Here is a 25,558-nt window from a genome sequence, read left to right as displayed (position 1 = left end):
TTAACAGTATTGTATGTCTAGTACGGATATTTCATTACATAACGATGTGCACTTGGAGCACGATGAGCATGATCATCATGATCAAAGCTTCATTGAGAAGTATATCTTCAGCCAAGATCACAAAGTAATTGCCAAACAATTTCTTTTTGCCGGTATTTTCTGGGCAATCATTGGCGGTACCTTGTCAAGCTTGTTTAGACTTCAGCTGGGTTTCCCAGATGCTACTTTTACCTTTTTGGAGCCATTACTGGGTAAATGGGTAGAAGGTGGAAAGTTAAACCCAGAATTCTACCTAGCCTTGGTTACCATGCACGGTACCATCATGGTATTCTTTGTATTGACGGCTGGTTTGTCTGGTACCTTCAGTAACTTTTTGATTCCCTTGCAGATTGGCGCACGTGATATGGCCTCAGGGTTTATGAACATGTTGTCTTTCTGGTTCTTCTTTATTGCCAGCGTGATCATGTTCTATTCTCTATTCTTAGAGACGGGACCTGCAGGTGGTGGTTGGACTGTTTACCCTCCATTGAGTGCCTTGCCTCAAGCCATTGCAGGATCTGGAACGGGTATGACCATGTGGTTGATCAGTATGGCCTTGTTCATTATCTCTCAGCTGTTGGGTGGTGTGAACTATATCACAACAGTTATTAACTTGAGAACCCGTGGTATGTCAATGTCTAAATTGCCATTGACGATCTGGGCTTTCTTCTTAACTGCAGTGTTGGGTCTATTGGCCTTCCCAGTACTTTTCTCAGCTGCTCTTCTATTGATTTTTGACCGCAGCTTTGGAACAAGCTTCTTCTTATCTGATATCTATGTAGCTGGTGAGGCTTTGTCTCATACAGGTGGTAGCCCCGTTCTTTTCCAACACTTATTCTGGTTCCTAGGTCACCCTGAGGTATACATTGTAATTCTACCAACCTTCGGTATTGTTTCTGAAGTAATTGCCACCTGTGCTCGTAAGCCTATCTTTGGGTACCGCGCTATGATTGGTTCTATGTTGGGTATTGCCTTGTTATCATTTATTGTATGGGCTCACCACATGTTCGTGTCTGGTATGAATCCATTCTTAGGATCGGTGTTCATGTTCTTGACATTGATCATTGCGGTACCTTCTGCAGTAAAAGTGTTCAACTGGATAGCCACTCTTTGGAGAGGTAATATCAACTTCACTCCAGCTATGTTATTCTCAGTGGCATTCGTGTCATTGTTCATTTCTGGTGGTGTGACTGGTATCATCTTAGGTAACTCAGCGCTAGATATTCAGTTGCATGATACCTACTTTGTAGTAGCTCACTTCCACTTGGTAATGGGTAGCGCTGCTTTCTTCGGGATGTTTGCCGGTGTGTACCACTGGTTCCCTAAGATGTTTGGCAGAATGATGGATGAGAAGTTAGGCTATATCCACTTCTGGATTACGTTTGCTGGTGTTTATCTTATCTTCATGCCTATGCACTACATTGGTATTGCGGGCTTCCCTAGAAGATATTACACTTGGACTGGTTTTGATACATTCAGCACGTTCATGAACTTGAACACTTTTATCACGTTTGCTGCGGTTCTTGCCTTCTTTGCTCAATTGTTCTTCTTGTTCAACTTCTTCTACAGCATCTTTAGAGGAAGACGCGCCACAGAGAACCCTTGGAAGTCTAACACGCTTGAGTGGACTACTCCAGTAAATCCAGGTCACGGTAACTGGCCAGGCGCTTTACCAGTGGTATACAGATGGCCATATGATTATAGCAAGCCTGGTGCCCCAGAGGACTTTATTCCACAGAACGTACCATTCTCTCAAACGCAGTCATCTAATTTGCCGCACGAGAGAGACTTTGAGTAGCAAAACATGAGTAAATCTTTTAGTAGTAAAAGGTTTAGAAATATAGGAGTACTCACTATTGCTTCTGTTTATTTTTTAATCTTAGTAGGGGGGATCGTCCGGAGCACGGGGTCCGGAATGGGATGTCCAGACTGGCCGAAGTGTTTTGGAATGTGGGTCCCCCCCACTACGTTAGAGGAGTTGCCAGATAACTACCTGGAGGTATACCAAGAGAAGCGTATTGCCAAGAATAAACGAATGGGCAATATGCTAGGCAATTTGGGTTTTACCCAAGCTGCTAAAGAAATCTTTGATCATCCTAACCAGTACATTGAGACGGCTTTCAACCCTACTAAAACTTGGATTGAATACATTAACAGATTGGTAGGGGTGACCATTGGGATTTTAATCTTCCTGACTGTCATTTTTGCCTGGCCTTATAGAAAGCAAGATCCAAAAGTGTTTTGGGCAGCATTCGCCTCCTTTTTACTAGTAGGGTTTCAAGGGTGGTTAGGATCATTGGTAGTGTCCACTAACTTGTTGCCAGAGATGGTAACGGTGCATATGGCCTTGTCTTTGGTCTTATTGGCTTTGCTTATTTATTGTGTAGTAAGAGCAAAGAGAGAGCAAATTTACCAAGAAGCTGTTACTCCTGAATCTTGGGTAATGCCTCTCTTAATAATAGGCTTAATCTTGACCTTTGTACAGATTATTCTAGGTACCCAGGTACGGGAAGAGGTTGATATGATTGCCTTTAATATGGATGGCTTGAACAGGGAAGGATGGATAGGACAGTTAAGTAGTACATTCTATGTACATCGTTCTTTGTCTATTTTATTTGTCTTGGTAAACGTGGCCCTTGTGTTCAAAATTAACCAGTTGCAAAACCAAGCTCTAAAACGCTTGGGATTTTGGTTAGTGGTTTCTATTGGGTTAGAAATTTTAGTAGGAATCATATTGGCCTACTTTGCATTACCAGCGTTTGCTCAACCTTTGCATTTAGTCATTGGAACGGCCATTTTTGGAATACAATTTTTACTTCTGATGCAGTATTTTTACGCACAGAACTCATTTAAACGTTTTAACGGTACAGTGGCTTAACTACTATGTTCGTACAAAGCGTAACCTCCAGTTCCCCGGCTTCATCAGTTATGACAAAAGCTACCGCATATTTTCAGCTCCTTAAATTCAGGCTATCCTTTACGGTATCTTTTTCTAGTGCTATTGGTTTTATTCTAGGGAATCCTTCTGCTCCTTGGACAGATTCTATTATTGTCATGTTAGGTGGCCTCTTAGTTACTGGGGCAGCTAATATCATCAATCAGATTCTGGAAAAGGATTTGGATAAGTTGATGAAGCGTACTGCCAAGCGTCCTTTGCCAACAGGGGTTTTGACGGTACAAGAAGCAATTGTGTATTGTATTCTACTATGCATTGCAGGCACATGTTTACTAGGGTTTTACTTTAATTGGTTAGCCGCGGCGTTTTCTTTTCTATCATTGCTGCTATACGGTTTCTTTTATACTCCCCTTAAGCAGATTTCTCCAATTTCTGTTTTTGTAGGTGCTTTTCCGGGAGCTTTGCCTCCCTTGATTGGTTGGGTAGCGGCCAGGGGGTATATAGGAGTGGAGGCCTGGATTTTATTTGGTATACAGTTTATATGGCAGTTCCCGCATTTCTGGGCTATTGCCTGGGTATTGGATGATGATTACAAGAAGGCGGGTTTCAAGATGCTTCCAATGTCTGGAGGCAAGAACCTGAAGACTGCTTTCCATATCATGACCTATACCTTGTTGTTGATTCCTCTGAGTCTTTTGCCATTACAGTTTGGCATGGCAGGTAAGACTTCTGCATTTATTGCGGTGGTATGTGGGGTGTTGTTTTTAATGCAGACGTTTTATTTAATGCATACATGTTCTAAGCGCGCAGCCATGAACATTATGTTTGGTTCTTTCTTATACTTACCTATTGTACAGATAGCGTTTGTAGTAGACAGGCTTTGATTTTAAAGAACATGGAAGTAAATACAGAAGTACAACCAGTGCAACGACGGATTAATCCGTTGATTTTTATGCTGGCTTTGTTGTTGGTAAGCATCATAATGATGTTCGCCGCTTTCACTAGTGCCTACATAGTGCGTCGTGAAGAAGGGAACTGGCTAGAGTTTGATTTGCCTTCAGTACTGTTGGTAAATACGATTGTTATTGTCTTGAGCAGTATTTTTATGCAGTGGGCGTACGTGTCTGCCAAGAGAGACAATTTAAAAAACTTGAAGATTGCCTTACTCTTAACCATTGTGGCTGGAGCTGCTTTCTTGGTAGGACAATGGGAAGGCTGGGGACAGCTGGTGCAAGACAAAGTCTTCTTTGGGGGCAGTACAGCTAATCCATCGGGTTCGTTTTTATATGTCTTGACGGGAGTTCACGCATTTCACTTAATTACGGGCTTAGTTTTTCTAATTATTGTAGTAATTTCGGCGCTTAAGTATAAAGTACACTCTAAGAATCTAACAAGAATTGAGCTGTGTACCATCTACTGGCATTTTTTGGGCGCCCTTTGGATCTACTTATACGTATTCTTAATCTTGAACCATTAATTATTCTCTAACACATATGTCGCAAACTACTACATTTGAGCAGCCTAATACCGGCACTTGGGATGGAGGGAACGAGCCCTTTAAGGCGAGTTATGGCAAACTGATGATGTGGTTTTTCCTGTTGTCAGATGCCTTTACCTTTGCTGCTTTCTTGACTACCTATGGATTAAGCCGTCACCGTCACCAAGCCTATGAGGGAACCTCTGAAGCCTTTACCTTCTCTACCCAGTGGTGGCCAATTCCAGATAAAGTTTTCAACGCATTTCCTTTCTTCCATGGAGTTGACTGGCCGTTGGCGTTTGTGGCATTAATGACCATGATTTTGATCTTGAGCTCCGTGACCATGGTATTGGCCGTAGAGGCAGGTCATAGAATGGACAAGAATGATGTACAGAAGTGGCTAATGTGGACCATTCTGTTTGGTTCTATGTTCTTGGGTTGTCAGGCATGGGAGTGGTCTCACTTTATAGCCGGTACGGATGAAGGCATGAAAGTGGCAGATGGATCTGTGATTCATGGGGCAAACCTCATTGTGAATCAATATGGTCCTCCCTTGTTTGCTGACTTGTTCTTCTTCATCACTGGTTTTCACGGTGGTCACGTTTTCAGTGGCGTTATCTTGTTGATCATGATTTTCATCAACACCGTAAATGGTGTGTATCAAAGAAGAGGACACTATGAAATGGTGGAAAAAGTAGGTCTTTACTGGCACTTTGTAGACTTAGTGTGGGTATTCGTGTTTACCTTCTTCTACCTGGTATAATTGTTTACTTGAAATTATAAACAGATATGGCATCGCATCCACACCACAACGAGTTTGAGCATACCAGTGAAATCCCTAAGGCCCAAACCGCAGTTATCTGGAAAACCTTCTTCATCCTATGCGCTATCACCGCAGTAGAATTCGCGTTTGCGTTCATGATGGACCCAAGTACCACGCGTAACTACATTTTCGTGGTACTTACCATCTTCAAGGCCTTTTACATTGTAGGTGAATTCATGCACTTAAAACATGAGACCAAAGGCCTTATTTGGGCCGTTTTGGTACCTACTGTGTTATTGGTTTGGTTATTAATTGCCCTATTGGTAGAAGGCACTTTCTACGGAGAGTCTGTCTTCAATTACTTTAAATAGATGAGTCCAAAAAAGACCCTGGTATTGGGTACCTTATTGTTAGTACCCGTATTGGTGTTTTTGTTTCTTAAAATGTTCGGAGTGAATACTTTTTCACTCCGAACTTATTTTCCAGCCAAGGTTACCACCACCGCGGCAAATGGGGTGGTACAATCAGATACCACCTTCTTCCAAGTTCCGGAGTTCCAACTCACCTCTCAGACCGGGGCTACTTTTTCTCATAAGAACCTTCAGGGCAAAGTCTATGTGGCGCACTTCTTTGATGCTTCGTGCCAAGGGAGCTGTAAGCAGGTAAGCACCCAGTTGACCAGGGTGCATGACGCATTTTATGCCTACCCTGAAGTCATGATAGTCTCCTTTACCCTTAAACCGGTGCAAGACCAAGTAAACGTTTTGGAACAATATGCCAAAAGCTTCAGGGCTAATCCGGTGCATTGGGTTTTCTTAACCGGGCCTCAAGCTCAGATAGACTCCATTGCCTATAGAGGGAAACCATCCAGTGTAGCAAATAGCCATGAAATTAATCACGATGAACTGTGGCTAGTGGACAAGGAAAGACACGTGCGTGGCGTTTACAATGGTAGCCAAGCCGATGAAATTGATAGATTAATCACGGAGATCAACGTGCTTATAAGCGAGTATAAGAAATAGAAATGGACAACAACTCATTAGCTAAGAACGATACCAAGTACCTCATCCTAATAGCCATTCTTTCTATAGTGGTTCCAGTATTGGTGTCAGTGCTGCTGTTTGTGCCGCAGACAGGAAAATTGGGCGACATTGATCTGTACTTCCTCCCTAAGCTGCACGCTGTCATCAATTCACTAACGGCCATCGCCTTGCTGGTTGGGTACTACTTTATCAAAAACGGGAACAGACGCTACCACCGCTTTGCCATGACTACGGCTTTTGTGTTGTCCATTCTGTTCTTGGTATCCTATGTGCTGTACCATTACCAAGTGGCACCTACTTCTTTTGGAGGTGAAGGCACTGCCAAATCTATCTACTACTTCATTTTGCTAACGCATATTGTGTTAGCCGCCGTTATTGTGCCTTTGGTGTTATTGTCTGTTTACTTTGCTATTTCTAAGCAATATCAAAAGCACAAGAAGGTATCTAGATGGACCTTTCCGCTGTGGTTATATGTCTCTATTACAGGCGTGCTGGTGTACATCCTGATTGCGCCGTATTACCCACAATAGATAATTCATTGCCATGAACAGAAGATTATTGATTTGGAGTATAGGAGTGGGGCTGGCTATTTTGTTGTTGTTCACGGGAACGCCTTCTCAAGCACAGTGTGCCATGTGCCGGGCTTCTGTGGAATCCTCCAATGGTGAGGACCAGGATACCATTGCCAATGGCTTGAATAAAGGAATCCTCTATTTAATGGCGGTGCCTTACATTCTGGCGGGCGGAATTGGTTTGTTCTGGTACAAATACAGCAAAAGAAAATAATGGGCTTGGCGCACTTACAAGCCGCCCTTGCTCTAAAGTGCCCGCAGTGTCATCAAGGACTACTCTTTACCCACTCGGCCGCCAACTTACATAAGTTTGACCAAATGCCTGAGCATTGCCCCGTTTGTGGACTGCGCTTTGAGCGGGAGCTTGGGTTTTACTGGGGTGCCATGTACATGAGCTATGGTTTGTCTGTGGGAATTGTAGTGACGTTAGGTTTGGTTCTCTACAACCTTTTCAATGATCCCCCAACTTGGGTATACCTCACAGCGGTGGCTTCTACCATCACAGTTTTGACGCCGGTTCTTTTCCGGTACGGTAGAGTGATGATGCTTTATTGGTTTGGGAGTGTCTCTTTTGATCCCAAGTATAGAACCTAAGGCAACGTATATTTCTGTGCGTTTTGCCCGTATTATTCCTAAATTCGGAAAAACTGGCAACTTTGAAATTCCTCCGCAATAGTCCTTTCCTGTTCTTTTTTATATCGCTGCTCTTTGCCGGCGCAGGTGCCTTCCTACAAATTAGCGTAGAGCGCCAGTTGGTAGAGACTCCAGAAAAGCAAATGGCCCAGGAAGTCTCTGGCAAGCTGCAAACCGTCATTACGCAAGCCCAGGAAGAACTCAACTCTGTTGCCTCTGCCTTACCACTGGATTCTAGCCTCTTTTCTAGGAATCTACCCAAAACCAGCATTCCTATTTTTGTCTACCGCCAGAATGACTTAGTGTTTTGGTCTGAACACATCTTGCAGCCAGAAATTAGTCCCAAGAACATCAGGCAGGACGTCCAAATGGCGGAGAACAGGTTTGGTAAATATTTGGTCCTGCGCAAGCAGCCTGGTTCTCTCTATACGCTGCTAGCGGTTATCCCCTTAGAAACCAGGTACGGCATTAATAACACGTACCTTAAAAATAGGCTCAATCCCCAGTTTTTTGAGGAGCATGCGGCCAGCCTACAGGCAGAGAAAAGTAAAAACACGGTTCCTATTGTAGACGACCAAGGCCGGTACCTTTTCTCTTTGCGGGTCATAGACAAGGCCGAATGGTTGCACGCTGGGCCTGTGACCCTTATCCTGTACTCCTTAGCGGTGCTATTTTGGTTGTTGTTTCTGCGCAGCATGTGGGTGCGTTGTACTACGGCTGAGCACAAAACAGCGGCGCTCTGGATTGTCATCTCAGGATTGATTATTCCTAGGATCCTCATGCTCTTGAACGGTTTCCCAAACAATGTGCAGGAAATTAAACTTTTCAGCCCCCGGGTGTACGCGGCGGGTTGGTGGTCACCTTCCTTGGGCGACTTGCTGTTAAATGAACTATGCCTGCTGGTCATCTCCATGGTGGTATACCGATTAGGCACTACTATCCGTTTTTCGGCTGTTTCCCAGAAAATAGGCCAAAAACAACATTGGCTGGTGTGCATGCTTTTGGCCATCACAATCTTGTTAATCATCATTAGCTGGTATGAGTTCTACCGAAGCCTATTGGTGAACACCCAGGTGTCTTTAGACATTACACAGAACGTGCAGGTGGACTTTGAAAAACTGCTCATCTTTGTGGCCATCATCATTCACACGTTGTTGCTGGGCTGGGTATTGCGTCTGCTCCTTAACTGGCTGCCGCTCACCAAGGAAAGGAAAGCCCCTTTTGCGCTGGCATGGATGACCGTATTGGTGTTTGCCTTGGTATGGGCGTTTAACAGAGACGCCCCCAGCGGGAACTGGATTATTTTGTTCGCGGCCGCCATTCTGTTGACCTGGGAGCAACTGCACCGGCGGTTTACTAAAATTGCGGGTGCCTATTCCAGCATTTTCCTGTTGAATATTCTGAGCGCGGGGATTGGTGCCTCGGCGCTGTATGATGTCTATACCGTTCAGTTGCGGCAGGACAAACAGCAACTGGCCACCCTACTGCTTAGGGACCGCGACGAAATTTCTGAATACCTGCTGGCCCAAGCCGCCGAATCCATCCAACAGGACGCTATTCTGTTGCATGCCTTACGGGCTCCGTGGGTAAACGGCAGTTTTCTAGAAAGGAAGATAAGAAGGCAGCACCTGCAAAGCGTAGTAGACAAATATACTGTACAGGTGCGGCTGTTTGACGTCAATGGTTTGCAGCTGCACCCCAGAGACAGTTCGCTCACCTTAGAAAACTTCGTGGCGGAGTGGGTGCCAAGGGCCAAAGCCACCACCCAGAAGGGACAAAGCATTAAACCCTCCGAAGAAGAGCCAGGGCAGTTTACCTATTTGCAGGAAATCAAATTGCCCCTGAATTCATCACAATGGGTGACGGTGCTTTTAGAACTGAGTCTTAAGATTGCGGCGCCTAATAGTGTGTTGCCTGAATTGCTGATCAATTCACAGAACGCCCAGGTAGAGGCTTTGCCCTCAGGGAGTTATGCTATTTACCGGGACGGCCGCTGGCTCAAGACCTCGGGTTTTTTTGAGTACGGGCAAGATTTTCCGGCGACTTTGTTTGAGTTGCCCATGCTGTACTCCCAAGGGATTGCTGCGGCAGACTACCATCACCTGGCTGCCCAGTCGCCTAATGGCACCGTGGCTGTGGTGAGCACCATGGCCTATGGACTTCGGTCTTGGCTGTCTAATTTTTCCTTGCTGTTCTTGGTGCATACACTGGCGCTGTTTACCATTCTGGGGAGTCTCATTTTATACAAAGGCAAGCTGGTGCAGACCATCACCTCCACCTTCAGTACCAAGATTCAACTCTTCCTGAACATGGGCGTGTTGGTGCCGCTGGTTTTGGTGAGTTTGACCATTGGTAGCCTGGTCACGGATTCTTACCGGCAGGATTTAGTAAGAACCTACATTGAGCAAGGCGATTTTGTGCGACAGAATATATTGACCAGTAATTGGGGAGCGGTCCTGTTCAAAGGAAGAGCAGACTCTTTGTCGCGCCGGGTCAATAGATTGGCTGCCATCTCCCAAGCCGAGTTGAACATCTATGATGCCAAAGGACAACTGAGGATCTCCAGCCAACCGGCCTTGTTTGAAGCCGGCGTGCTTTCCCCGCGCTTAAACCCACAGGCCTTTGGCGTCTTGCGGCAACAGGGGCTTAACAGAATCCTTCTAGATGAAAAAGCGGGCACGCTGCCGTATAGAACTATTTATGTGCCCCTACGGGATAAGCCCACCGAGGCTCCGAAGGGCTACCTCGGGATTCCGTTCTTTGACTCAGAGAAGGAGTTGAACTCTAAGCTCATCCAATTGATCACCACCATCCTCAACATCTTTACGTTGCTGTTCTTGGTGTTTGTGACGTTGAGTTATGCCGCCACCAGGGCCCTGACAGTTCCATTGCAGTTACTAACTGAGCGCCTGAAACGTACTACCCTCACAGAGAGCAACGAGAAACTGGTCTATGAGTCCAATGATGAGATAGGTTTGCTCGTGCGCGAGTACAACCACATGCTTCAAAAGCTGGAGGAAAGTAAACAAGAACTGGCCCTGCGCGAGAAGGAAGCCGCCTGGAAGGAAATGGCCCGCCAGGTAGCCCATGAAATCAAGAATCCTTTGACGCCCATGAAACTGTCCTTGCAATATCTACGCAAGGCCATGGCCGAAGGAAGGAGCAACATTGACGAGTTGGTGGGCAAAATCTCCAACACTATGATTACCCAGATTGACGTACTAAGCGACATTGCCACCTCGTTCTCCAATTTTACATCCATGCCCGACTTGAAAATGGAAGTGTTGGAGTTGAATGAATTGGTTCGCCGGTCAGTGGATTTGCATTTGAGCCCCCAGCAGCACCAGATGAACCTGCAACTACCGCAGGAACTCATTTATGTGCGCGCCGATGAAAGCCAATTAATCAGAATCTTCAACAACTTGTTGCTGAATGCCCTGCAAGCGGTGCCTTCTGGCAAAACCCCAGCCATTAACGTCACAGTTCAGCCAGATAAGGAGGGCTTCGTGTTGGTAAGCATCCAGGACAATGGCTCGGGGATTCCAGAAGAAGTGCAGTCCAAAATCTTCGTGCCCAACTTCAGTACCAAATACTCAGGCTCAGGCATTGGCTTGGCCGTAGTGAAGAAAGGGGTAGAGGCCATGGGTGGTTCCATCTGGTTTGAGACCAAAGAAAACGTGGGCACTACCTTCTTCCTTAAATTGCCGGTGGTGCCAGCATGAAGCAGGCCTGGGTCATAGGCATTTGGCTCCTTTGTTGGCTATTAGCGGGAGAAGCAGTGGGGCAGACCTTGTCCAGTAAGCGCTGCAAGTGGGTGACCATCAACGCCGCGCCCGTCCAGTTGGACACCTTGACCATTGCCGAGAATTCCATTGAAGTTTATGACTCCCGGCAGGTGCGGCTGCATCGGCTGTTTCTGTATGACCCAGCCACCAATCGGTTCCAGTTCACCAACCTACTACAGACCGCCGTTCCCAGTGACACATTTCCAACTATTGACGGCACCGAACCGTTTTTGGTCTCTTTTCCACAAAACAAGCCAAAAACGGATTCTGTCTTAGTGTGCTACCGGGTGCTGCCCATCAACTTGGCCAAGCCGGCCTTCAAGCGCGACATTGCCAACTGGGACTCGCTGTCCTTTGCGCAGCGCCAGGTGTTTGAACCCACCCAGCCGCGTGAGGAGCTCTTCAAAACGCCCGGCCTCAACAAAACGGGTAGTATCTCCAGAGGCGTCTCCTTCGGGAATACGCAGAACGTGTTCGTGAACTCGGCGCTCAACCTGCAACTAGAAGGAAAGCTCACCGAGGACATCAGCATCACCGGCTCCATCACGGACCAGAACATTCCTTTTCAGCCCGAAGGCAACACCCAACAATTGCAGGAGTTTGACCGCGTGTTCATCACGCTGCAGCACCGGCTGTGGACCTTGACCGGTGGCGATGTGGTGTTGCGCAACAAACCGGCTTCGCATTTTCTCAGGTTTTACAAGAACGTGCAGGGCGGCGCGTTGGAGGTGAACCGGGGAAAACCCGGCTGGGAGAGTTCTACCACGGTGGCCGCCTCGGTGGCCAAAGGGAAATTCGCCTCAGAGAACATCACGCCCATTGAAAGTGTGCAGGGGCCTTATCGCCTGCGCGGACCCAACGGCGAGCGCTTCATCATCATTCTGGCCGGCTCTGAGCGGGTGTACCTGGACGGGCGCTTGCTGGCGCGTGGCTATGATTACGACTACACCATAGACTACAACCAAGCCGAAATCACGTTCACGCCTAAATGGATTATCACCAGAAACTCGCGCATACGGGTAGATTTTGAATATTCAGACCAGAACTACAGCCGCAGCATCTTGCACGCCAACCACTACCAGAACCTGGGCAAGCTCAAGGTCTACGGCAACTTTTACAACGAGGCCGACAACCAGAACAACCCGCTGACGCTTAACCTGGACAATGAGGAAAAGCGCCTGCTGTCCCAGATAGGGGATAACCTGGACCTGGCCTTCGCCCCGGGCGCGGATTCGGTGCGCTTTGACCGGAACCAGGTGCTGTATATTAAAAGAGACACCCTTGCCAGCAGCGGCACCTATACCATCTTTGAGTACTCCACAGATTCCACCCAGGCGTTTTATGCCGTCAGTTTTACGGAGCTAGGCCCCGGTCGTGGCAATTACAACCTTTTGAATACCACCGTCAACGGGCGGGTATACGGCTGGGTAGAACCGGTGGGCGGCGTGCCGCAGGGAACGTATGAGCCCATCCGCATTCTGCCCGCGCCCGTGCAAAAGCAGATGGTCACGCTAGGTGCCGGTTGGAGCCTGGACAAACAGTCAGAGGTCTTTGTAGAAGTAGCCGGCTCAAAGAACGACCTCAACAAATTCTCAAACCTGGATTCTCAGGACGACCAGGGCAAAGGCGTACGGGTAGGTTACCAGGTAAATGAAAAGTCTCTCAAGTTTCTGGGGGCTTACAAACTGAACAGCGGCCTAACCTATGAGTACACAGACCCCAACTTTGTGCCCATTGACCGCTACCGCGACGTGGAGTTTGACCGCGACTGGAACAATCCCACCAACACCACCCTGGCCCAGCAGACCAGAATAGAGGACCATATCTTGACCTTCGCGGTGGGCGGGGTGAAGGACGCGCAGCACTTCGCCAACTATAGACTGAGCCGCCGGTACCGGCCGGGAGAGGTGGACGGCACCCAGCATTTGGTAGAGTTGGCGCAGAAAGTGGCCGGGCTGGAACTGAGAACTAATTTGTTTCTCATGAACAACCAGCAGGTAGAGACCGACGCAGAATGGGTGCGCGGCGAGATTGGCGCCCAGTATCCCACCAAGTACATCACGCCGGGTTACGTGTACCGCTTTGATAAAAACAGAATCACCTCTACCGTCACTGAACAGTTGGTGGCCTCAGCGAATTACTTTGATGACCACCTGTTCTTTGTGCAGAGCGCAGACACCGCCAATTTTAAGTACCGCGCTGAATATAGCCGCCGGGTAGACTGGCGGCCAGAAAACGGAGAATTAGGTAATAAGCAGGTAGCCAACACTTACAACTTCAGTACCACTACCAGCCTGAACAACAACCATCAAATCAGCGCCTTGCTCACCTTGCGCCGCTTACAAGCCAGCGACAGCTTGGCAGAAACCACCGTGCTCTCCAAAGTAGACTGGACCGGAGACTTATTGAAAAAGCATTTGCGCTCAGAACTAAGCTACGTGATTGGCACCGGCCGAGAGCTCAAGCGCCAATACCAATTTGTGGAAACTGTGCCCGGGCAAGGCACCCACTTTTTTGAAGATTTAAATCGGGACGGCCGACAAGACCTGAATGAGTTCTTTGAGTCACAGCCCTCAGACCCGCCCTACCGGAGAAATTATATCAAACTGTTCATCCCAACAGATGAGTACGTCATTGCCTACACCAACCAGTTCACCTACCGCTTAAACAGCAGTTTGCCGCGTGAATGGCAAGAAACTTCCGGCTGGAAACGCATCGCCGCCAAATTCTCTGCCCTGACTTTCATTTCTATTGACAAACGCACCACCGATGATGACCTGCGCAGCCGGTTCAACCCCTTCAGCCTGAACTTTGAGGATTCTACTTTGCTGTCCTTGAGCCGGTCTTACAGGAACACGCTGTACTTTAACCGAAGCCATCCCAAGTACGGCGTGGAATGGACGTTTCAGCAAGGCTTGCAAAAGACCCTGCTCACCAACGGAACCGATGTGCGCAATAACACCAGCCAGCAGGTCTTGTTTCGGATGAACCTCACCGAGGTCTTGTCGGGCCGCGTGAACGCCATCCGGTCTAAGCGCGAAAGCTCGTCCAATTACCTCACCACCAAGAATTTTTTAATCAGGAGCTGGGAGGCTACGCCAGAACTGTCCTACCAGCCCGGCACCAAGCTGCGCTACACCGGTTCATATAACTGGATGCAACGGGAGAATGAGTTAGGCGAAAGAGAGAAGGCGCAGTTCCATGAACTGGGCAGCGAGGTACGCTTAAGCCAGGTGAACAAGCGCACCGCCACCGCCAACCTCAAATACATCAACATTGAATACACGGGGCTGGACGTTTCGCCGGTGGCTTATGAAATGCTCAACGGCCTGCGCCCCGGCAATAATCTCACGTGGAACCTGGCCATTCAACAGCGGCTCAGCAATGGCCTCAATATTACCCTGGACTACGACGGCCGAAAACCCCAAGGCATCCGCTCCATCCACACCGGCCGCATGCAAGTGTCAGTGCTATTCTAGCAATTAGAAATTCAAAATTAGAAGTTAGAAGTTGATTCTACTTTAGCAGGGCTTTTATTCAAATTTGTCATCCTGAAAGGACCTTGTGGGCAAACTAAGCAGGCGTTAGCTTCTGGCATTACATTCGTTTTTGACCTGTTTTCCAGAAAACAAGCCAAAAACGCTACCCCATTTCTAATTTTGAATTTCTAATTAAATCACGTCGCGGTATAATGCCTCGTCAACCAGGCGCTTAGGCCGGTGAGGCCGGGGAAGAGCACGCGTTCGGTGATGTTGGCCTGGTCTAGTTTGTCACGTATTTCCCATTTGAGCTTGGCCGGAATGATGAGGCGGTAATATAGGTCGGGATGCTGGTCCAGCCAGTCGCAGAGCATGCCGTTGGGCGTAGACATCATGGAGAACAGCGCGTACTGGTGCACAATGCGCTCATCCAGAGAAGGCGGCTCCAAAAACAGCACAAAGGGGTCTTCCTGAAATTCCTGCAGGCTCCTTAAGCTAGGGCAAACGGGTTCCAGCACTTCGGGCGTGAAGACGTTGGAGCCTTCGCCTTTAATGGCTTCGCTCAGGTTGTCAGGTAAATACTCGGTGGACTTAACGTAGTTCATGCACCAGATGGCGCCGTCTGTATGGAAGGTGTGCAGGTTGGAGGTGGCAAAGTGCAGCGCCACGTACGGCGAGTACGTCCAGTCCAGCATTCGGGTGGGTAATCCATGGTGTTGGGCCACGGCCAACCAGTTCCAGAGCGAATCGCCCGGGGAGGTGTTGGCCTTGGCGTACTTCCGGAAGTTGCGCAGCAGGTGGGGCTCCAGTTTGGGGTAGTCGCCGCCCAGGCGCATGAGGCTAGTTTTTAGGTTGTAGCGACGGTTCCAGGCGCCACGGTAGACGTACGGGGAGCGGTACCGGTTAATGGAGCCGTCCCAAGAATCCCGGAACAGCTCGCGTTGCAGTTCTTCCCAGGACTCCACCACCACATCATTGGCCATGTCAAAGGTCTGGGTATCGTCGTAGTGCAAATCGTTCATGGGCATTTTACGTGAAAAGAGGAGAGGGTAGTTCTACGGATTTTTTCTTATAGCCAGCCCAATCCCAGGCCAAGCGCTACCAATAATAATAAAATCCCGACAAGGGTCTGCAAAAAATGGATGGTTACTTTCTGTAAGAGTCTACTCCCCAGAAAAGCCCCCAGAAACGCCGAGAGCGTGGCGGCCACCAACAACCAAACGTCCAACTGCTCCTGCACCGCCAGAATATTTTTGCTGTAGACGGTGAGTCTGCTCACGTCAATCAAACAGGCAATGACCACGCCGGTGGCAATAAAGGCTTCCTTGGGAATGCCGGTCTTCACCAGAAAGGCACTTCTTAGGGCGCCTTGGTTACCCGACAAGCCCCCGAAGAATCCGCTCAAAGCCCCGCCCAACGGCAAGAATTTAGGCGGAAAGGAAAGCTTTCTGAGCGCGGGCAACAGGTCAAACAACGCGAAAATCACCATCAAGACGGCAATGATGGATTTGACGGGCGTCAGGAAAAACACGTGCCCTTTCAAGGAATACTGTCCCCAAGCAGGCTGATTGGCCAAAGAACTTAACAGCCAGGCGCCGAGCACCGCTGCCAGCATGGATGGAATTCCAAACCGGAGAATAATGCTTTTATCGGCGTGCCGGCCAATCAAGACCAGCTTGAAGAGGTTGTTCAAAAAATGGACGATGGCGGTGAGCGCAATGGCTATCTCAATGGGGAAGAACAAGGCAAACACCGGCACCAGCAACGTTCCTAAGCCAAACCCAGAAAAGAAGGTAAGCCCCGAGGCTAGAAAGGCGGTCAGGCAAATGAAGAAATAGTCAGCGTAGGCGGGCATTCGTTTTTGGCTTGTTTTGGTGAAAATAAGCCAAAAACGGAAGAGCCGGTACTGGACCGGCTCTTCTTTTATCTTTTAGTAATAACTGTTGCTCATCAAGTAATTCTGCACATAATCCTGGATGCCTTCCTCCAGAGTATGAAACGGCTTGTCATAGCCAATGGAGCGCAGTTTGTCCATGTTGGCCTGGGTGTAGTACTGGTACTTGTCTCTTATGTCCTCGGGCGTGTCTCTGAAATCTACGTTGATGTCCTTGCCCATGGCCGTGAACGTGTTGAACGTCAAATCCAGGAAGGTGCGTGCCTGACCACTGCCTAGGTTGTAAATGCCCGAGTCTTTGCGATGGTGCATGAGCCAGAACAATACTTCCACCACATCTTTCACATACACAAAGTCACGCATCTGCTCGCCGTCCTTGTAATCTGGGTGATGCGATTTAAAGAGCGTGAAGCTCCCGTTTTCTTTGATGGCGTTGTAGGCGTGCAGAATCACCGAGGCCATGCGGCCTTTGTGGTATTCATTGGGGCCGTACACATTGAAGAACTTAAGACCGGCCCAGAAGAAAGGCTTAGCCGTTTGCTCCAGCGCCCACATGTCAAAATCATTCTTAGAATCACCGTACGGGTTCAAAGGCTGAAGCAAGGGAATCATGTTCTCATCATCATCATAACCCAAGGTGCCGGAACCATAGGTGGCGGCAGAGGAGGCGTAGACTAGGGGAATCTGGTATTCACAGCAGGCGTTCCATACTTTTTTGGAGTAGTCCAGGTTGAGCAGGTCCAGCACGTCGCGGTTCATCTCGGTGGTGTCGGTGCGGGCGCCCAGGTGGAAGATGAACTCCACCTCTTCGTAGTTTTTCTCCAGCCACTCAAAGAAATCGTTTCGGTCAACGTACTCCTTTATCTTCTTGCCTTCCAGGTTCGCCATTTTCTTGGCCACCGAGAAATTATCCACCACCACCACATCATTGAAGTTGGAGGCGTTGAGCCGCGTGACAAGGCAGCTGGCAATAAAACCCGCGGCGCCGGTTACTACTATCATCAGAGTTTTCCTTTAGGTACAGTGCGTGTGCACGCCAAAGGTACGAAACTTTTCAAGGGCCAGGTTTTGGTGCGTGACAACACAAGTCGTTTTTGGCCTGTTTTCTAGGAATGAGGGCAAAAACGGAGGCCGTGCAGGCTTCGGGCAAAAAATGTACCTTTGGTTTCTAATCACACTTGAAAAATCTGCGTGACTTTCTCCCATACCCTCTCTGCGCTTCTGTCTTCTGTTCTGCTGTGTCTGTTGCTAGCGGCCTGTGAGTCGAAGCCGGCCAAAGCACCCAACCAGAAGACCAGCCATACCCTTAAAGATGACTTGGGCCGAAGGGTCACTCTGCCCACACACCTCAAACGCGTGATGGGCCTGGACGCCGCCATGACCGAGATGCTGTTCGCCGTGGCCGACACTGCCTCCATCATTGGCCGCACCCAGAACTGCGATTTCCCGGCCGCCGCCTTAACCAAACCCGTAGTGAACAATTACCCCATGGACTATGAGCGCCTGCTGACCTTAAAGCCGGACGCCGTTTTTGCCACCGAAGGCATCATCTCTCTGGAAGTGGCCGCGCAGATTCACAAGATGGGCATACCGGTGTATTTTCAGGCCTTTGACTCGGTGTCTGATGTGCTGCGGGGTTTACGGGATTTAGGCAGGATTCTGCAACGCGAGAAGGAAGCAACTGCATTGGTCAACTCCTTGCAACAGAAACTACAGGCGTTCTCCCAAGACAGAGCCCAATTGAAAGAGCACCCCAAAGTGCTGGCCATTATCTGGAAGGACCCTATCTACGTCTTCGGGCGCAATACTATCTTCACTGACAAACTCCGCTACCTGGGCGCCGACAATGCCGTCCCTGTGGTGATGGCCCAGCAGTCGCCGGCCTTGACGCGGGAATACATTCTGCAACTGAACCCAGACGTGATAGTGGGAGGGACTTTTGAAAAGTATGACAAGGAGTTTTTCTCTTTGTACCCAGAGTTGAAGCGCATCAAAGCCTACCAGAATAGACGCATCTATGAAGTTACGGATGATTTGATGTCCCGGCCTGGACCGAGGGTGATTGAAAGCATACAGGAACTTAAGCAGGTGCTCCGGTGAGAAAATCCCTAGTCCTTTTGCTGGTGGTGGTGCTATTACTGGTCTTCGGGTTTTTCCTGGGGCTCAAGGTAGGCAGTATTGAAACGTCTTACCGACTCATCTGGGAGGCCCTCACTCAGTATAACTCTGAAGACGCCGCCCATTACAGCATCGTACATCTACGCCTGCCGCGCTTATTGTTGGCGTTTCTGACCGGTGCCTCTTTGGCCTTTGCCGGTTACTTAATGCAGGCACTGGTGAACAACGCCTTAGCCGACCCTTACTTGATGGGCACCGCTTCCGGGGCTTCGTTGGGCGCTTCTTTCAGTCTCTTCTTTTTGACGGACCTGACTGTGATGGGCCTGTACCTTCCGCCGTTCTTTGCCTTGGTGGGTTCTTTTGCCGTGACCTTGGTGGTGGTCCTTCTGGGCTCCCGACGCAGACAGTTGATTCCCAGCCAGATGCTGTTGGTCGGTGTGGCTCTGAGTTCCCTGCTGACAGCACTGGTGAGTCTGATTATGTTTCTCTCAGATTCAGAAAGCCAATTGAAATCAGTGGTGTTCTGGAGCATGGGCGGTTTTGAGAAGGCCGACTGGACCAACTTGGGTTATCCGGCCACGGCCTTGCTGGCGGGGCTGGTCATTTTCCAATTCCTTCAGAAGCATTTGAGCGTTTTATTACTAGGAGCAGAGCGCGCCGAGACGCTGGGCGTGGAGGTGGGTAAGTTGCGCTGGGTAATGCTGTTAGCTATTTCGGTGGTGACGGGGTTTGCGGTGGCGTTCTCGGGGCCGGTGGGCTTTGTGGGCTTGATGATTCCGCACGTGACTCGGGCGCTGTTGGGCATTACCAATCGGTTCAACCTGGTTTTCTGCGCGCTGGCCGGTGGTTTGTTCCTGGTGCTGTGTGATATTCTGTCCAGACTGCTGTATCCGCCGGCCGGAATGCCGGTTGGCATTGTGACATCGTTCTTTGGTGTACCTTTCTTCGTATATTTGCTGCGTAGAAAGAATTACCGATTCAGTTAATGGTATACGTAAGCAGGTTAGAGCATTTCAATGCAGCGCACAAGCTGTTCAATCCAAATTGGTCTATGTCTAAGAACAAGGAGGTGTTTGGCCCTTGCGCCAATACCAACTGGCACGGGCATAACTATGAGTTAATTGTGACCGTGAAGGGCAAACCAGACCCAGACACCGGTTTTGTGATTGACTTGAAGAAACTGAGCACCCTCATTAGAAAGCACATCATAGAGAAAGTGGACCACAAGAACCTGAACATGGACGTGCCGTTCATGGAAGGCAAACTGGCCAGCACCGAGAACCTAGTGATGGAGTTCTGGAACATCTTGGCTCCTTTGATTGCGGGTATCTCAAAAGCACAATTACACAGCCTGAAACTGTACGAGACTCCCCGGAACTTCGTAGAGTACTTTGGGGAATAATCCTTCAGAAGTTAAGAGTTAGATTAAGAGTTGCAAGAGGGAACCAATCGTCCCAACAAACTCTTAACCGCTAAACTTTTGATTCTCAACTAAAAGAACAGCTTGCTGTTACTTCATGAAATACTACATCATAGCTGGAGAGCGCTCCGGCGATTTGCATGCCTCCAATCTCATCAAGCAACTGCATCTGCAAGACTCGCAGGCGCATGTGCGTGCCTGGGGTGGTGACATGATGGAAGCCGCCGGCGCCGAGTTGGTCAAGCATTACCAGGAGATGGCCTTTATGGGTTTCTTGGAGGCGGCCACCAACCTCTTCAAGATAAAACGCTTTTTGAAAGAGTGTCAGCAAGACCTTTTGCAATACAATCCAGACGTGGTGATTCTGGTGGACTACGCCGGCTTCAACATGCGCATTGCCAAGTTCGCGAAGGAGCACGGCATCAAGGTCTTCTATTACATCTCCCCTAAAATCTGGGCCTGGAACCAGGGACGCGTGCACAACATCAAAAGACTGGTGGACCGCATGTTCGTCATCATGCCCTTTGAGAAAGACTTCTACAAGCGCTTTGACTATGAAACCGACTACATTGGCAATCCGGTGTCAGATGCGGTGAACGCGCATACGGTCAATCAGAACTTCAGAGCCGACAATGGTTTGGATGACCGTCCTATCATTGCCGTGTTGCCGGGCAGCCGTCAGCAGGAGATAGAAAGCCTGTTGTACATCATGCTCAGCATCTTGCCGGCATTCCAGGACTATCAGTTTGTGGTGGCGGCGGTCAGCAATTTCTCCAGGGAATACTATGAGAACTTCAACCGGGAGCCGTTCATCAAGATTGTGTATGACCAGACCTATGACGTCTTAGCCCACGCCGAGGCCGCCATGGTCACCTCTGGTACAGCTACGTTAGAAACAGCTTTGTTCAATGTCCCGCAGGTGGTCTGTTACCGCACGAGCAACATCTCTTACATGATTGGCAAGGCGGTGATAAAGGTGCCATACATCTCTCTGGTGAACCTGATTGCCAATAAGAGGGTAGTGCCGGAGTTGATTCAAGGCGATATGAACGCTCAGAACCTGGTGCGCGAACTCAAGAACGTCTTGCAAAACCCTGAAGGCAGACAGGCGCAGTTAAACGGCTACGCCGAAGTCAAAAAACTCATCGGAGACTTTAATACCTCAGAGACGGCTGCCAAGTTGATGGTGAACTACCTTAAAGAGAAATAGATTGTATTCGTTTTTGGCCTAATTTCCAAGAAACAGGCTAAAAACGGTTTTTAAATAGAAACAGAAAGGCCTCTCTTGTTTTCAAAGAGAGGCCTTTCTGTTTCTAGGTATTATGCTCTTAGGCGACTTTCAGTTGCTTCAGGGATGATTTCTCGAATTTCTCGCGGGCGTAGTCCAAGGTGATTACTAAGTCGCCGCCGTCTTGTTGGTCAGATGGCAAGTCAAACATGGCGTCTGTCATGATGCCTTCGCAGATGGAGCGGAGACCGCGGGCGCCTAATTTGTATTCGGCGGCTTTCTCTACAATATAGGCCAAGGCTTCTTCAGAGAATTCCAGCGTGATGTTCTCCATCTCAAACAGACGCTTGTATTGTTTCACCAAAGAATTCTTCGGCTGCGTCAGAATGAGGCGCAGGGTCTCATTGTCCAATGGGTTCAGGTGGGTCACCACCGGTAGACGGCCAATCAACTCAGGAATCAACCCGAAGGATTTCAAGTCTTGGGAGGTGATGTACCGCAGGAAGTTCTCAGTGTCTACCTTGTCATCCAATGAAGTCTTGGAGAACCCGATAGGCTTGGTGTTCAAACGGCTCTTGATTAGACGGTCAATGCCTACAAAAGCGCCGCCGCAGATGAACAGGATGTTCTCTGTGTTCACAGAAATCATCTTTTGCTCTGGGTGCTTGCGTCCGCCTTGCGGGGGAACGTTAACCGTGGTGCCTTCCAACAGTTTCAATAAGGCCTGTTGTACGCCTTCACCTGACACGTCACGGGTGATGGATGGGTTGTCGCTTTTGCGGGCAATCTTGTCAATCTCATCAATGTAGACAATACCGCGTTCGGCGGCTTCTACGTTGTAATCGGCGGCTTGCAAAAGGCGGGTCAAGATGCTTTCTACGTCTTCACCTACATAGCCGGCTTCAGTCAAAACAGTAGCATCTGCAATACAGAAAGGGACTTGCAAGGTGCCGGCCAGCATACGGGCCAGGAAGGTTTTACCGGTTCCGGTTTCGCCTACCATGATGATGTTGGATTTCTCAATCACTACGTCATCAGCCTTAGGCTTCTGCATTAAGCGCTTGTAGTGGTTGTACACCGCTACAGACATTACTTTCTTGGCTTCGTCCTGACCTACCACAAACTGGTCAAGGTACTCCTTCATTTCGCGCGGCTTCATGAGGTTGAACTTAGGTGCGCGGTTGTTGGCACGTAAGCGGTTTTCCTCATTTAAAATCTGTTGTGCCTGACCAATGCAACGCTCACAGATGTGCGCGTTAATGCCTGAAATCATCACAGAGACTTCTTTCTTATTCTTGCCGCAAAAGGAGCACGTAATTTCTGCCATAAATTTGTGAAGGATGTTCTAAAACGCCCATGTGCGGGTGTCTTAAAAGCAAAGTTACAAAATTGGAAAGGCAAGAAGCTAGAAATTTTTCAACAAGGCTATAAAATGTGCATAAGGAACAGGCTGTGTTAGAGGTATTTATAAAATATAGGATATTCTGTATCTGATTGAAAGCTAAGCGCCTGCAACCAAAAAGACGTTTTTTCGTTTGACGTGGGGCATAAAAAAAGCCTGCTGGTGGGCAGGCTTTTTTTATGCTAAATATAGTGATTAGGCTTTGTGACGAAGCAAGACTTCATCAATCAAGCCGTATTCTTTGGCTTCCTGGGCAATCATCCAGTAGTCACGGTCAGAGTCTTTGTCTACCTCTTCCACGGTCTTGCCGCTGTGGCTGGAGATGATTTCATAGAGCTCTTTCTTCAGCTTAAGGATTTCACGCGCGGTGATTTCAATGTCTGAGGCCTGTCCTTGCGTACCACCCATTGGCTGGTGAATCATGACGCGGGAGTGAGGCAGGGCAGAGCGCTTGTCTTTGGCGCCACCGCACAACAACACGGCACCCATAGAGGCCGCTAGACCTGTACAGATGGTAGCTACGTCTGGCTGTACATACTGCATGGTATCATAGATACCTAAACCGGCATACACAGAACCACCCGGGCTGTTAATGTATAATAGAATGTCTTTTTTGGCATCCACGCTCTCTAAGAACAAAAGCTGAGCAGTGATGATGTTGGCGATATAATCATCTACCTGCGTACCCAGGAAGATGATGCGGTCTACCATTAAGCGAGAGAATACGTCAATCTCTCTAAAGTTGGTAGGACGCTCTTCAATCACAGAGCGGGTCATGCTGGTAGGATGGAAACGCGTGGAGCTTTCCAGATGCGTCAAATATTGGTCAACGCCCAGGCCGCTCATGCCTAAGCCGTGCACGGCAAATTTTCTGAATTCGTCTTTGTTGTACATACAGGTTCTATTTAAAGGCCTTAACTTAAAAAGAAGGAGTGAGGTTACAAGCATCTGCCAATAAGAAAGTACAGACTGCCCGTTTTTAGCTTCTTTTCCAGAAATCAGGCCAAAAACGATTCTTACCTTTTTCCTGCCATTATGGCGGGAGGTGGTATCAAGTAGATTAAAGGAGGGACGTGGAAGATAGCTGCTCGGCCAAACATTTGGCTTTACCATTCATATTCTCTGCTACAAGATTCCATAAAACAGAAAAGTCCTTGCCGCTTGACAAGGACTTTTCTGTAATGTAAATTCTGACTCAGACTAGGCAACCAAGTTGCGGAACTCCTCAGCAGAAACAGTTTTCTCAGTTACTTTGATTTTCTCTTTCACAAATGCCAATACTTTCTCAGCAACCAGGGCTTCGTACTCATTTACAAAGTTACGGCCGTTGTTCTGCTTCAAGTGGTTGTCCAAGAAGTTGTTGAAGGTTTCTTCCATCTCGGCTGGCACCTCGGGCATGTTGAACTGGGCCATCATCTTCTGGCGGGCGCTCTCCACTACATCTTCGTTGCTTACTTTGATGTCATTGTCCTCTACCACCTTGTTGCGGATCATAGACCACTTCAACTCTTTCAGGTATTGGTCATAGAACTCGTCAATTTGCTCTGGCGTGATTTTGCCTTCATTGGTGGCGGTCAGCCAACGCTTGAAGAACTCCTGTGGCACGTCAATAGAAGCGCTGTCTACCAATTGGTCAATCACTGTGCGGTCCAATACGTTCTCAGCCTCACGGTCATAGTTGTCTTTGATGACCTCGCGTACTTTGGCGTCAAACTCCTCTTGGGTCTTTACGTTGTCCTTCCCGAAAATCTTGTCAAAGAACTCCTGGTCCATGTCAGCGTTCTCTGTACGGTTGATTTTCTCTACCGTGAATGTGAACTGGCCATTTAGGTCTTTGGTCACGTCTTTGCTCAAACCGGTTACGTGGGCCAAAGCGGCGTCATCACCAAATGCTTCTCTGATGTCAAAGGTGATGGTGTCCCCTGGTTTCACGCCTACAAATTTGTCAGCGCCGGCAACCACCTTGTTCAACGGAAGCAAAGTCTTGGTTTCAAACTCACCTTCTACCTGCTTCAAATCACCGTACAGGTAATCATTGGCTTCAGATACTTCTGGGTTGGTGGTTTTGCCAAACTGCTTCTGCATCTGCTCATACGCCTCATCAACGGTAGTTTGGTCTACCTCAATGTTGTATTTCTCTACAGACACCTTGTCCAATGGCAATTCAAACTCAGGCAGCAACCCTACGGCGTAGCTGAACTCAAACTCCTTCTGGTTGTCCCAGTCAATGGCGTTCTCGTCCTGGCGCTCCGGAAGCGGCTCACCTAAGATGCGCAGTTTGTTTTCTTTGATGTAGTTGTTTACAGACTCGTGCAGCAACTGGTTGATAGACTCCACCAGAATGCCTTTGCCGTACATTTTACGGATCAAACCAGCTGGAACCTTACCCGGGCGGAAGCCTTTGATGTTGGCTTTCTTGCTGTATTCTTTGATTTGCTCATCTACGCGGGGTGCATAGTCTGCCTCTTGCAGATTTACTTTCAGGCTGGCGTTGTTGCCGTCGGTTTGATTTAACGTGATATTCAAGGCTGTAATTATTTAGGTACGTACAGTGTTAAAAGAAGAAAACCCTCAACCCCGGTTGGGATTGAGGGTTTTTCTAGTGCGGATGGAGGGACTCGAACCCCCATGCCTCGCAGCGCTAGATCCTAAGTCTAGTGCGTCTACCAATTTCGCCACATCCGCATTATGTGTTGGTGTTCCGTAATTGTGATGCAAATGTAGCAACAACTGTTTTGTATATGCAAGAGCGTTTCGCTTTTTTTGTTAACTTTTTTTAAAATAATGTCAAAACCGCCTTTCAGACGTA

At 48.5% G+C, this 25,558-nt stretch carries 22 protein-coding genes and 1 tRNA gene; 16 read left to right on the top strand and 7 right to left on the bottom strand.

Features of this window, described 5'->3' with window-relative positions; translation table 11 throughout:
• The first annotated feature begins 13 nt into the window (after positions 1-13).
• From TH61_RS01230 to TH61_RS01180, 12 genes are all read left to right on the top strand, one after another.
• Positions 14-1,837, top strand: a complete 1,824-nt coding sequence (locus TH61_RS01230) for a cbb3-type cytochrome c oxidase subunit I (RefSeq protein ID WP_066504825.1) — start codon at positions 14-16, stop codon at positions 1,835-1,837.
• A gap of 6 nt (positions 1,838-1,843) precedes the next feature.
• Positions 1,844-2,917, top strand: coding sequence for a heme A synthase (locus TH61_RS01225; protein WP_066504823.1), 1,074 nt, complete (start codon positions 1,844-1,846; stop codon positions 2,915-2,917).
• 5 nt (positions 2,918-2,922) lie between these two features.
• Entirely contained in the window at positions 2,923-3,819 is an 897-nt protein-coding gene (gene cyoE, locus TH61_RS01220) for a heme o synthase (RefSeq protein ID WP_066504819.1), read from the top strand.
• Positions 3,820-3,830: 11 nt separating this feature from the next.
• Positions 3,831-4,412, top strand: coding sequence for a cytochrome c oxidase subunit 3 (locus TH61_RS01215; RefSeq protein ID WP_066504817.1), 582 nt, complete (start codon positions 3,831-3,833; stop codon positions 4,410-4,412).
• A 16-nt stretch (positions 4,413-4,428) separates the two neighbouring features.
• Positions 4,429-5,175, top strand: coding sequence for a cytochrome c oxidase subunit 3 (locus tag TH61_RS01210; protein WP_066504814.1), 747 nt, complete (start codon positions 4,429-4,431; stop codon positions 5,173-5,175).
• Positions 5,176-5,201: 26 nt separating this feature from the next.
• The gene (locus TH61_RS01205) at positions 5,202-5,546 is read left to right on the top strand and encodes a cytochrome C oxidase subunit IV family protein (protein ID WP_066504812.1); all 345 of its coding nucleotides are present in this window, start codon (positions 5,202-5,204) and stop codon (positions 5,544-5,546) included.
• An 81-nt stretch (positions 5,547-5,627) separates the two neighbouring features.
• Positions 5,628-6,197 carry an SCO family protein gene (locus TH61_RS01200; protein ID WP_197464076.1) on the top strand — a complete coding sequence of 190 codons (570 nt, stop codon included), beginning with the start codon at positions 5,628-5,630 and terminating at the stop codon, positions 6,195-6,197.
• Positions 6,198-6,199: 2 nt separating this feature from the next.
• Positions 6,200-6,748 (top strand): DUF420 domain-containing protein, encoded by a 549-nt coding sequence (locus TH61_RS01195; protein ID WP_066504801.1) that lies wholly within the window; start codon positions 6,200-6,202, stop codon positions 6,746-6,748.
• Between the two features lie 13 nt (positions 6,749-6,761).
• Positions 6,762-7,004: a hypothetical protein gene (locus tag TH61_RS17745; protein ID WP_071887750.1), complete on the top strand. Its 243-nt coding sequence runs from the start codon at positions 6,762-6,764 to the stop codon at positions 7,002-7,004.
• A 5-nt stretch (positions 7,005-7,009) separates the two neighbouring features.
• A complete protein-coding gene (locus tag TH61_RS01190) occupies positions 7,010-7,384 on the top strand; it encodes a DUF983 domain-containing protein (protein WP_231862276.1) in 375 nt (124 codons plus the stop codon).
• 62 nt (positions 7,385-7,446) lie between these two features.
• The gene (locus TH61_RS01185) at positions 7,447-11,145 is read left to right on the top strand and encodes a HAMP domain-containing sensor histidine kinase (protein WP_066504799.1); all 3,699 of its coding nucleotides are present in this window, start codon (positions 7,447-7,449) and stop codon (positions 11,143-11,145) included.
• Complete coding sequence (locus TH61_RS01180) at positions 11,142-14,687, top strand: hypothetical protein (RefSeq protein WP_066504796.1); 3,546 nt, start codon at positions 11,142-11,144, stop codon at positions 14,685-14,687. The genes TH61_RS01185 and TH61_RS01180 overlap by 4 nt, the downstream gene beginning before the upstream one ends.
• 197 nt (positions 14,688-14,884) lie before the next feature.
• Here TH61_RS01180 and TH61_RS01175 read toward each other — a convergent pair whose 3' ends face one another.
• The 3 genes from TH61_RS01175 to rfaD all read right to left on the bottom strand — a co-directional run bounded on the left by TH61_RS01175 (position 14,885) and on the right by rfaD (position 17,583).
• Entirely contained in the window at positions 14,885-15,709 is an 825-nt protein-coding gene (locus tag TH61_RS01175; RefSeq protein ID WP_231862275.1) for an FRG domain-containing protein, read from the bottom strand.
• 47 nt (positions 15,710-15,756) lie between these two features.
• Positions 15,757-16,542: a sulfite exporter TauE/SafE family protein gene (locus TH61_RS01170; RefSeq protein ID WP_066504794.1), complete on the bottom strand. Its 786-nt coding sequence runs from the start codon at positions 16,540-16,542 to the stop codon at positions 15,757-15,759.
• A 75-nt stretch (positions 16,543-16,617) separates the two neighbouring features.
• Entirely contained in the window at positions 16,618-17,583 is a 966-nt protein-coding gene (gene rfaD / locus TH61_RS01165) for an ADP-glyceromanno-heptose 6-epimerase (RefSeq protein WP_066504792.1), read from the bottom strand.
• Between the two features lie 189 nt (positions 17,584-17,772).
• Here rfaD and TH61_RS01160 point away from each other — a divergent pair, with 189 nt between their 5' ends.
• The 4 genes from TH61_RS01160 (at position 17,773) to lpxB (ending at position 21,329) form a co-directional block, all read left to right on the top strand.
• Positions 17,773-18,681 (top strand): ABC transporter substrate-binding protein, encoded by a 909-nt coding sequence (locus tag TH61_RS01160; RefSeq protein WP_066504791.1) that lies wholly within the window; start codon positions 17,773-17,775, stop codon positions 18,679-18,681.
• Complete coding sequence (locus TH61_RS01155) at positions 18,678-19,685, top strand: iron ABC transporter permease (protein ID WP_066504790.1); 1,008 nt, start codon at positions 18,678-18,680, stop codon at positions 19,683-19,685. Before TH61_RS01160 ends, TH61_RS01155 begins: the two co-directional genes overlap by 4 nt.
• A complete protein-coding gene (locus TH61_RS01150; RefSeq protein WP_066504788.1) occupies positions 19,685-20,101 on the top strand; it encodes a 6-carboxytetrahydropterin synthase in 417 nt (138 codons plus the stop codon). The genes TH61_RS01155 and TH61_RS01150 overlap by 1 nt, the downstream gene beginning before the upstream one ends.
• A gap of 115 nt (positions 20,102-20,216) precedes the next feature.
• Positions 20,217-21,329: a lipid-A-disaccharide synthase gene (gene lpxB, locus TH61_RS01145; RefSeq protein ID WP_066504786.1), complete on the top strand. Its 1,113-nt coding sequence runs from the start codon at positions 20,217-20,219 to the stop codon at positions 21,327-21,329.
• Positions 21,330-21,447: 118 nt separating this feature from the next.
• On the opposite strand, the gene clpX is transcribed toward lpxB, so the two are convergent.
• From clpX to TH61_RS01125, 4 genes are all read right to left on the bottom strand, one after another.
• Entirely contained in the window at positions 21,448-22,674 is a 1,227-nt protein-coding gene (gene clpX, locus TH61_RS01140; protein ID WP_066504784.1) for an ATP-dependent Clp protease ATP-binding subunit ClpX, read from the bottom strand.
• A gap of 270 nt (positions 22,675-22,944) precedes the next feature.
• Positions 22,945-23,643 (bottom strand): ClpP family protease, encoded by a 699-nt coding sequence (locus TH61_RS01135; RefSeq protein ID WP_066504782.1) that lies wholly within the window; start codon positions 23,641-23,643, stop codon positions 22,945-22,947.
• A 306-nt stretch (positions 23,644-23,949) separates the two neighbouring features.
• Positions 23,950-25,275: a trigger factor gene (gene tig, locus TH61_RS01130; RefSeq protein ID WP_066504780.1), complete on the bottom strand. Its 1,326-nt coding sequence runs from the start codon at positions 25,273-25,275 to the stop codon at positions 23,950-23,952.
• 77 nt (positions 25,276-25,352) lie between these two features.
• Positions 25,353-25,434, bottom strand: a tRNA-Leu gene (locus TH61_RS01125).
• Positions 25,435-25,558 lie beyond the last annotated feature (124 nt).

Origin of the sequence: Rufibacter sp. DG15C (assembly GCF_001577755.1) — a bacterium.
GTDB lineage: Bacteria > Bacteroidota > Bacteroidia > Cytophagales > Hymenobacteraceae > Nibribacter.
Note: the sequence above shows the minus strand (reverse complement) of the source record. Positions and strands in the feature narration are given on the sequence as shown.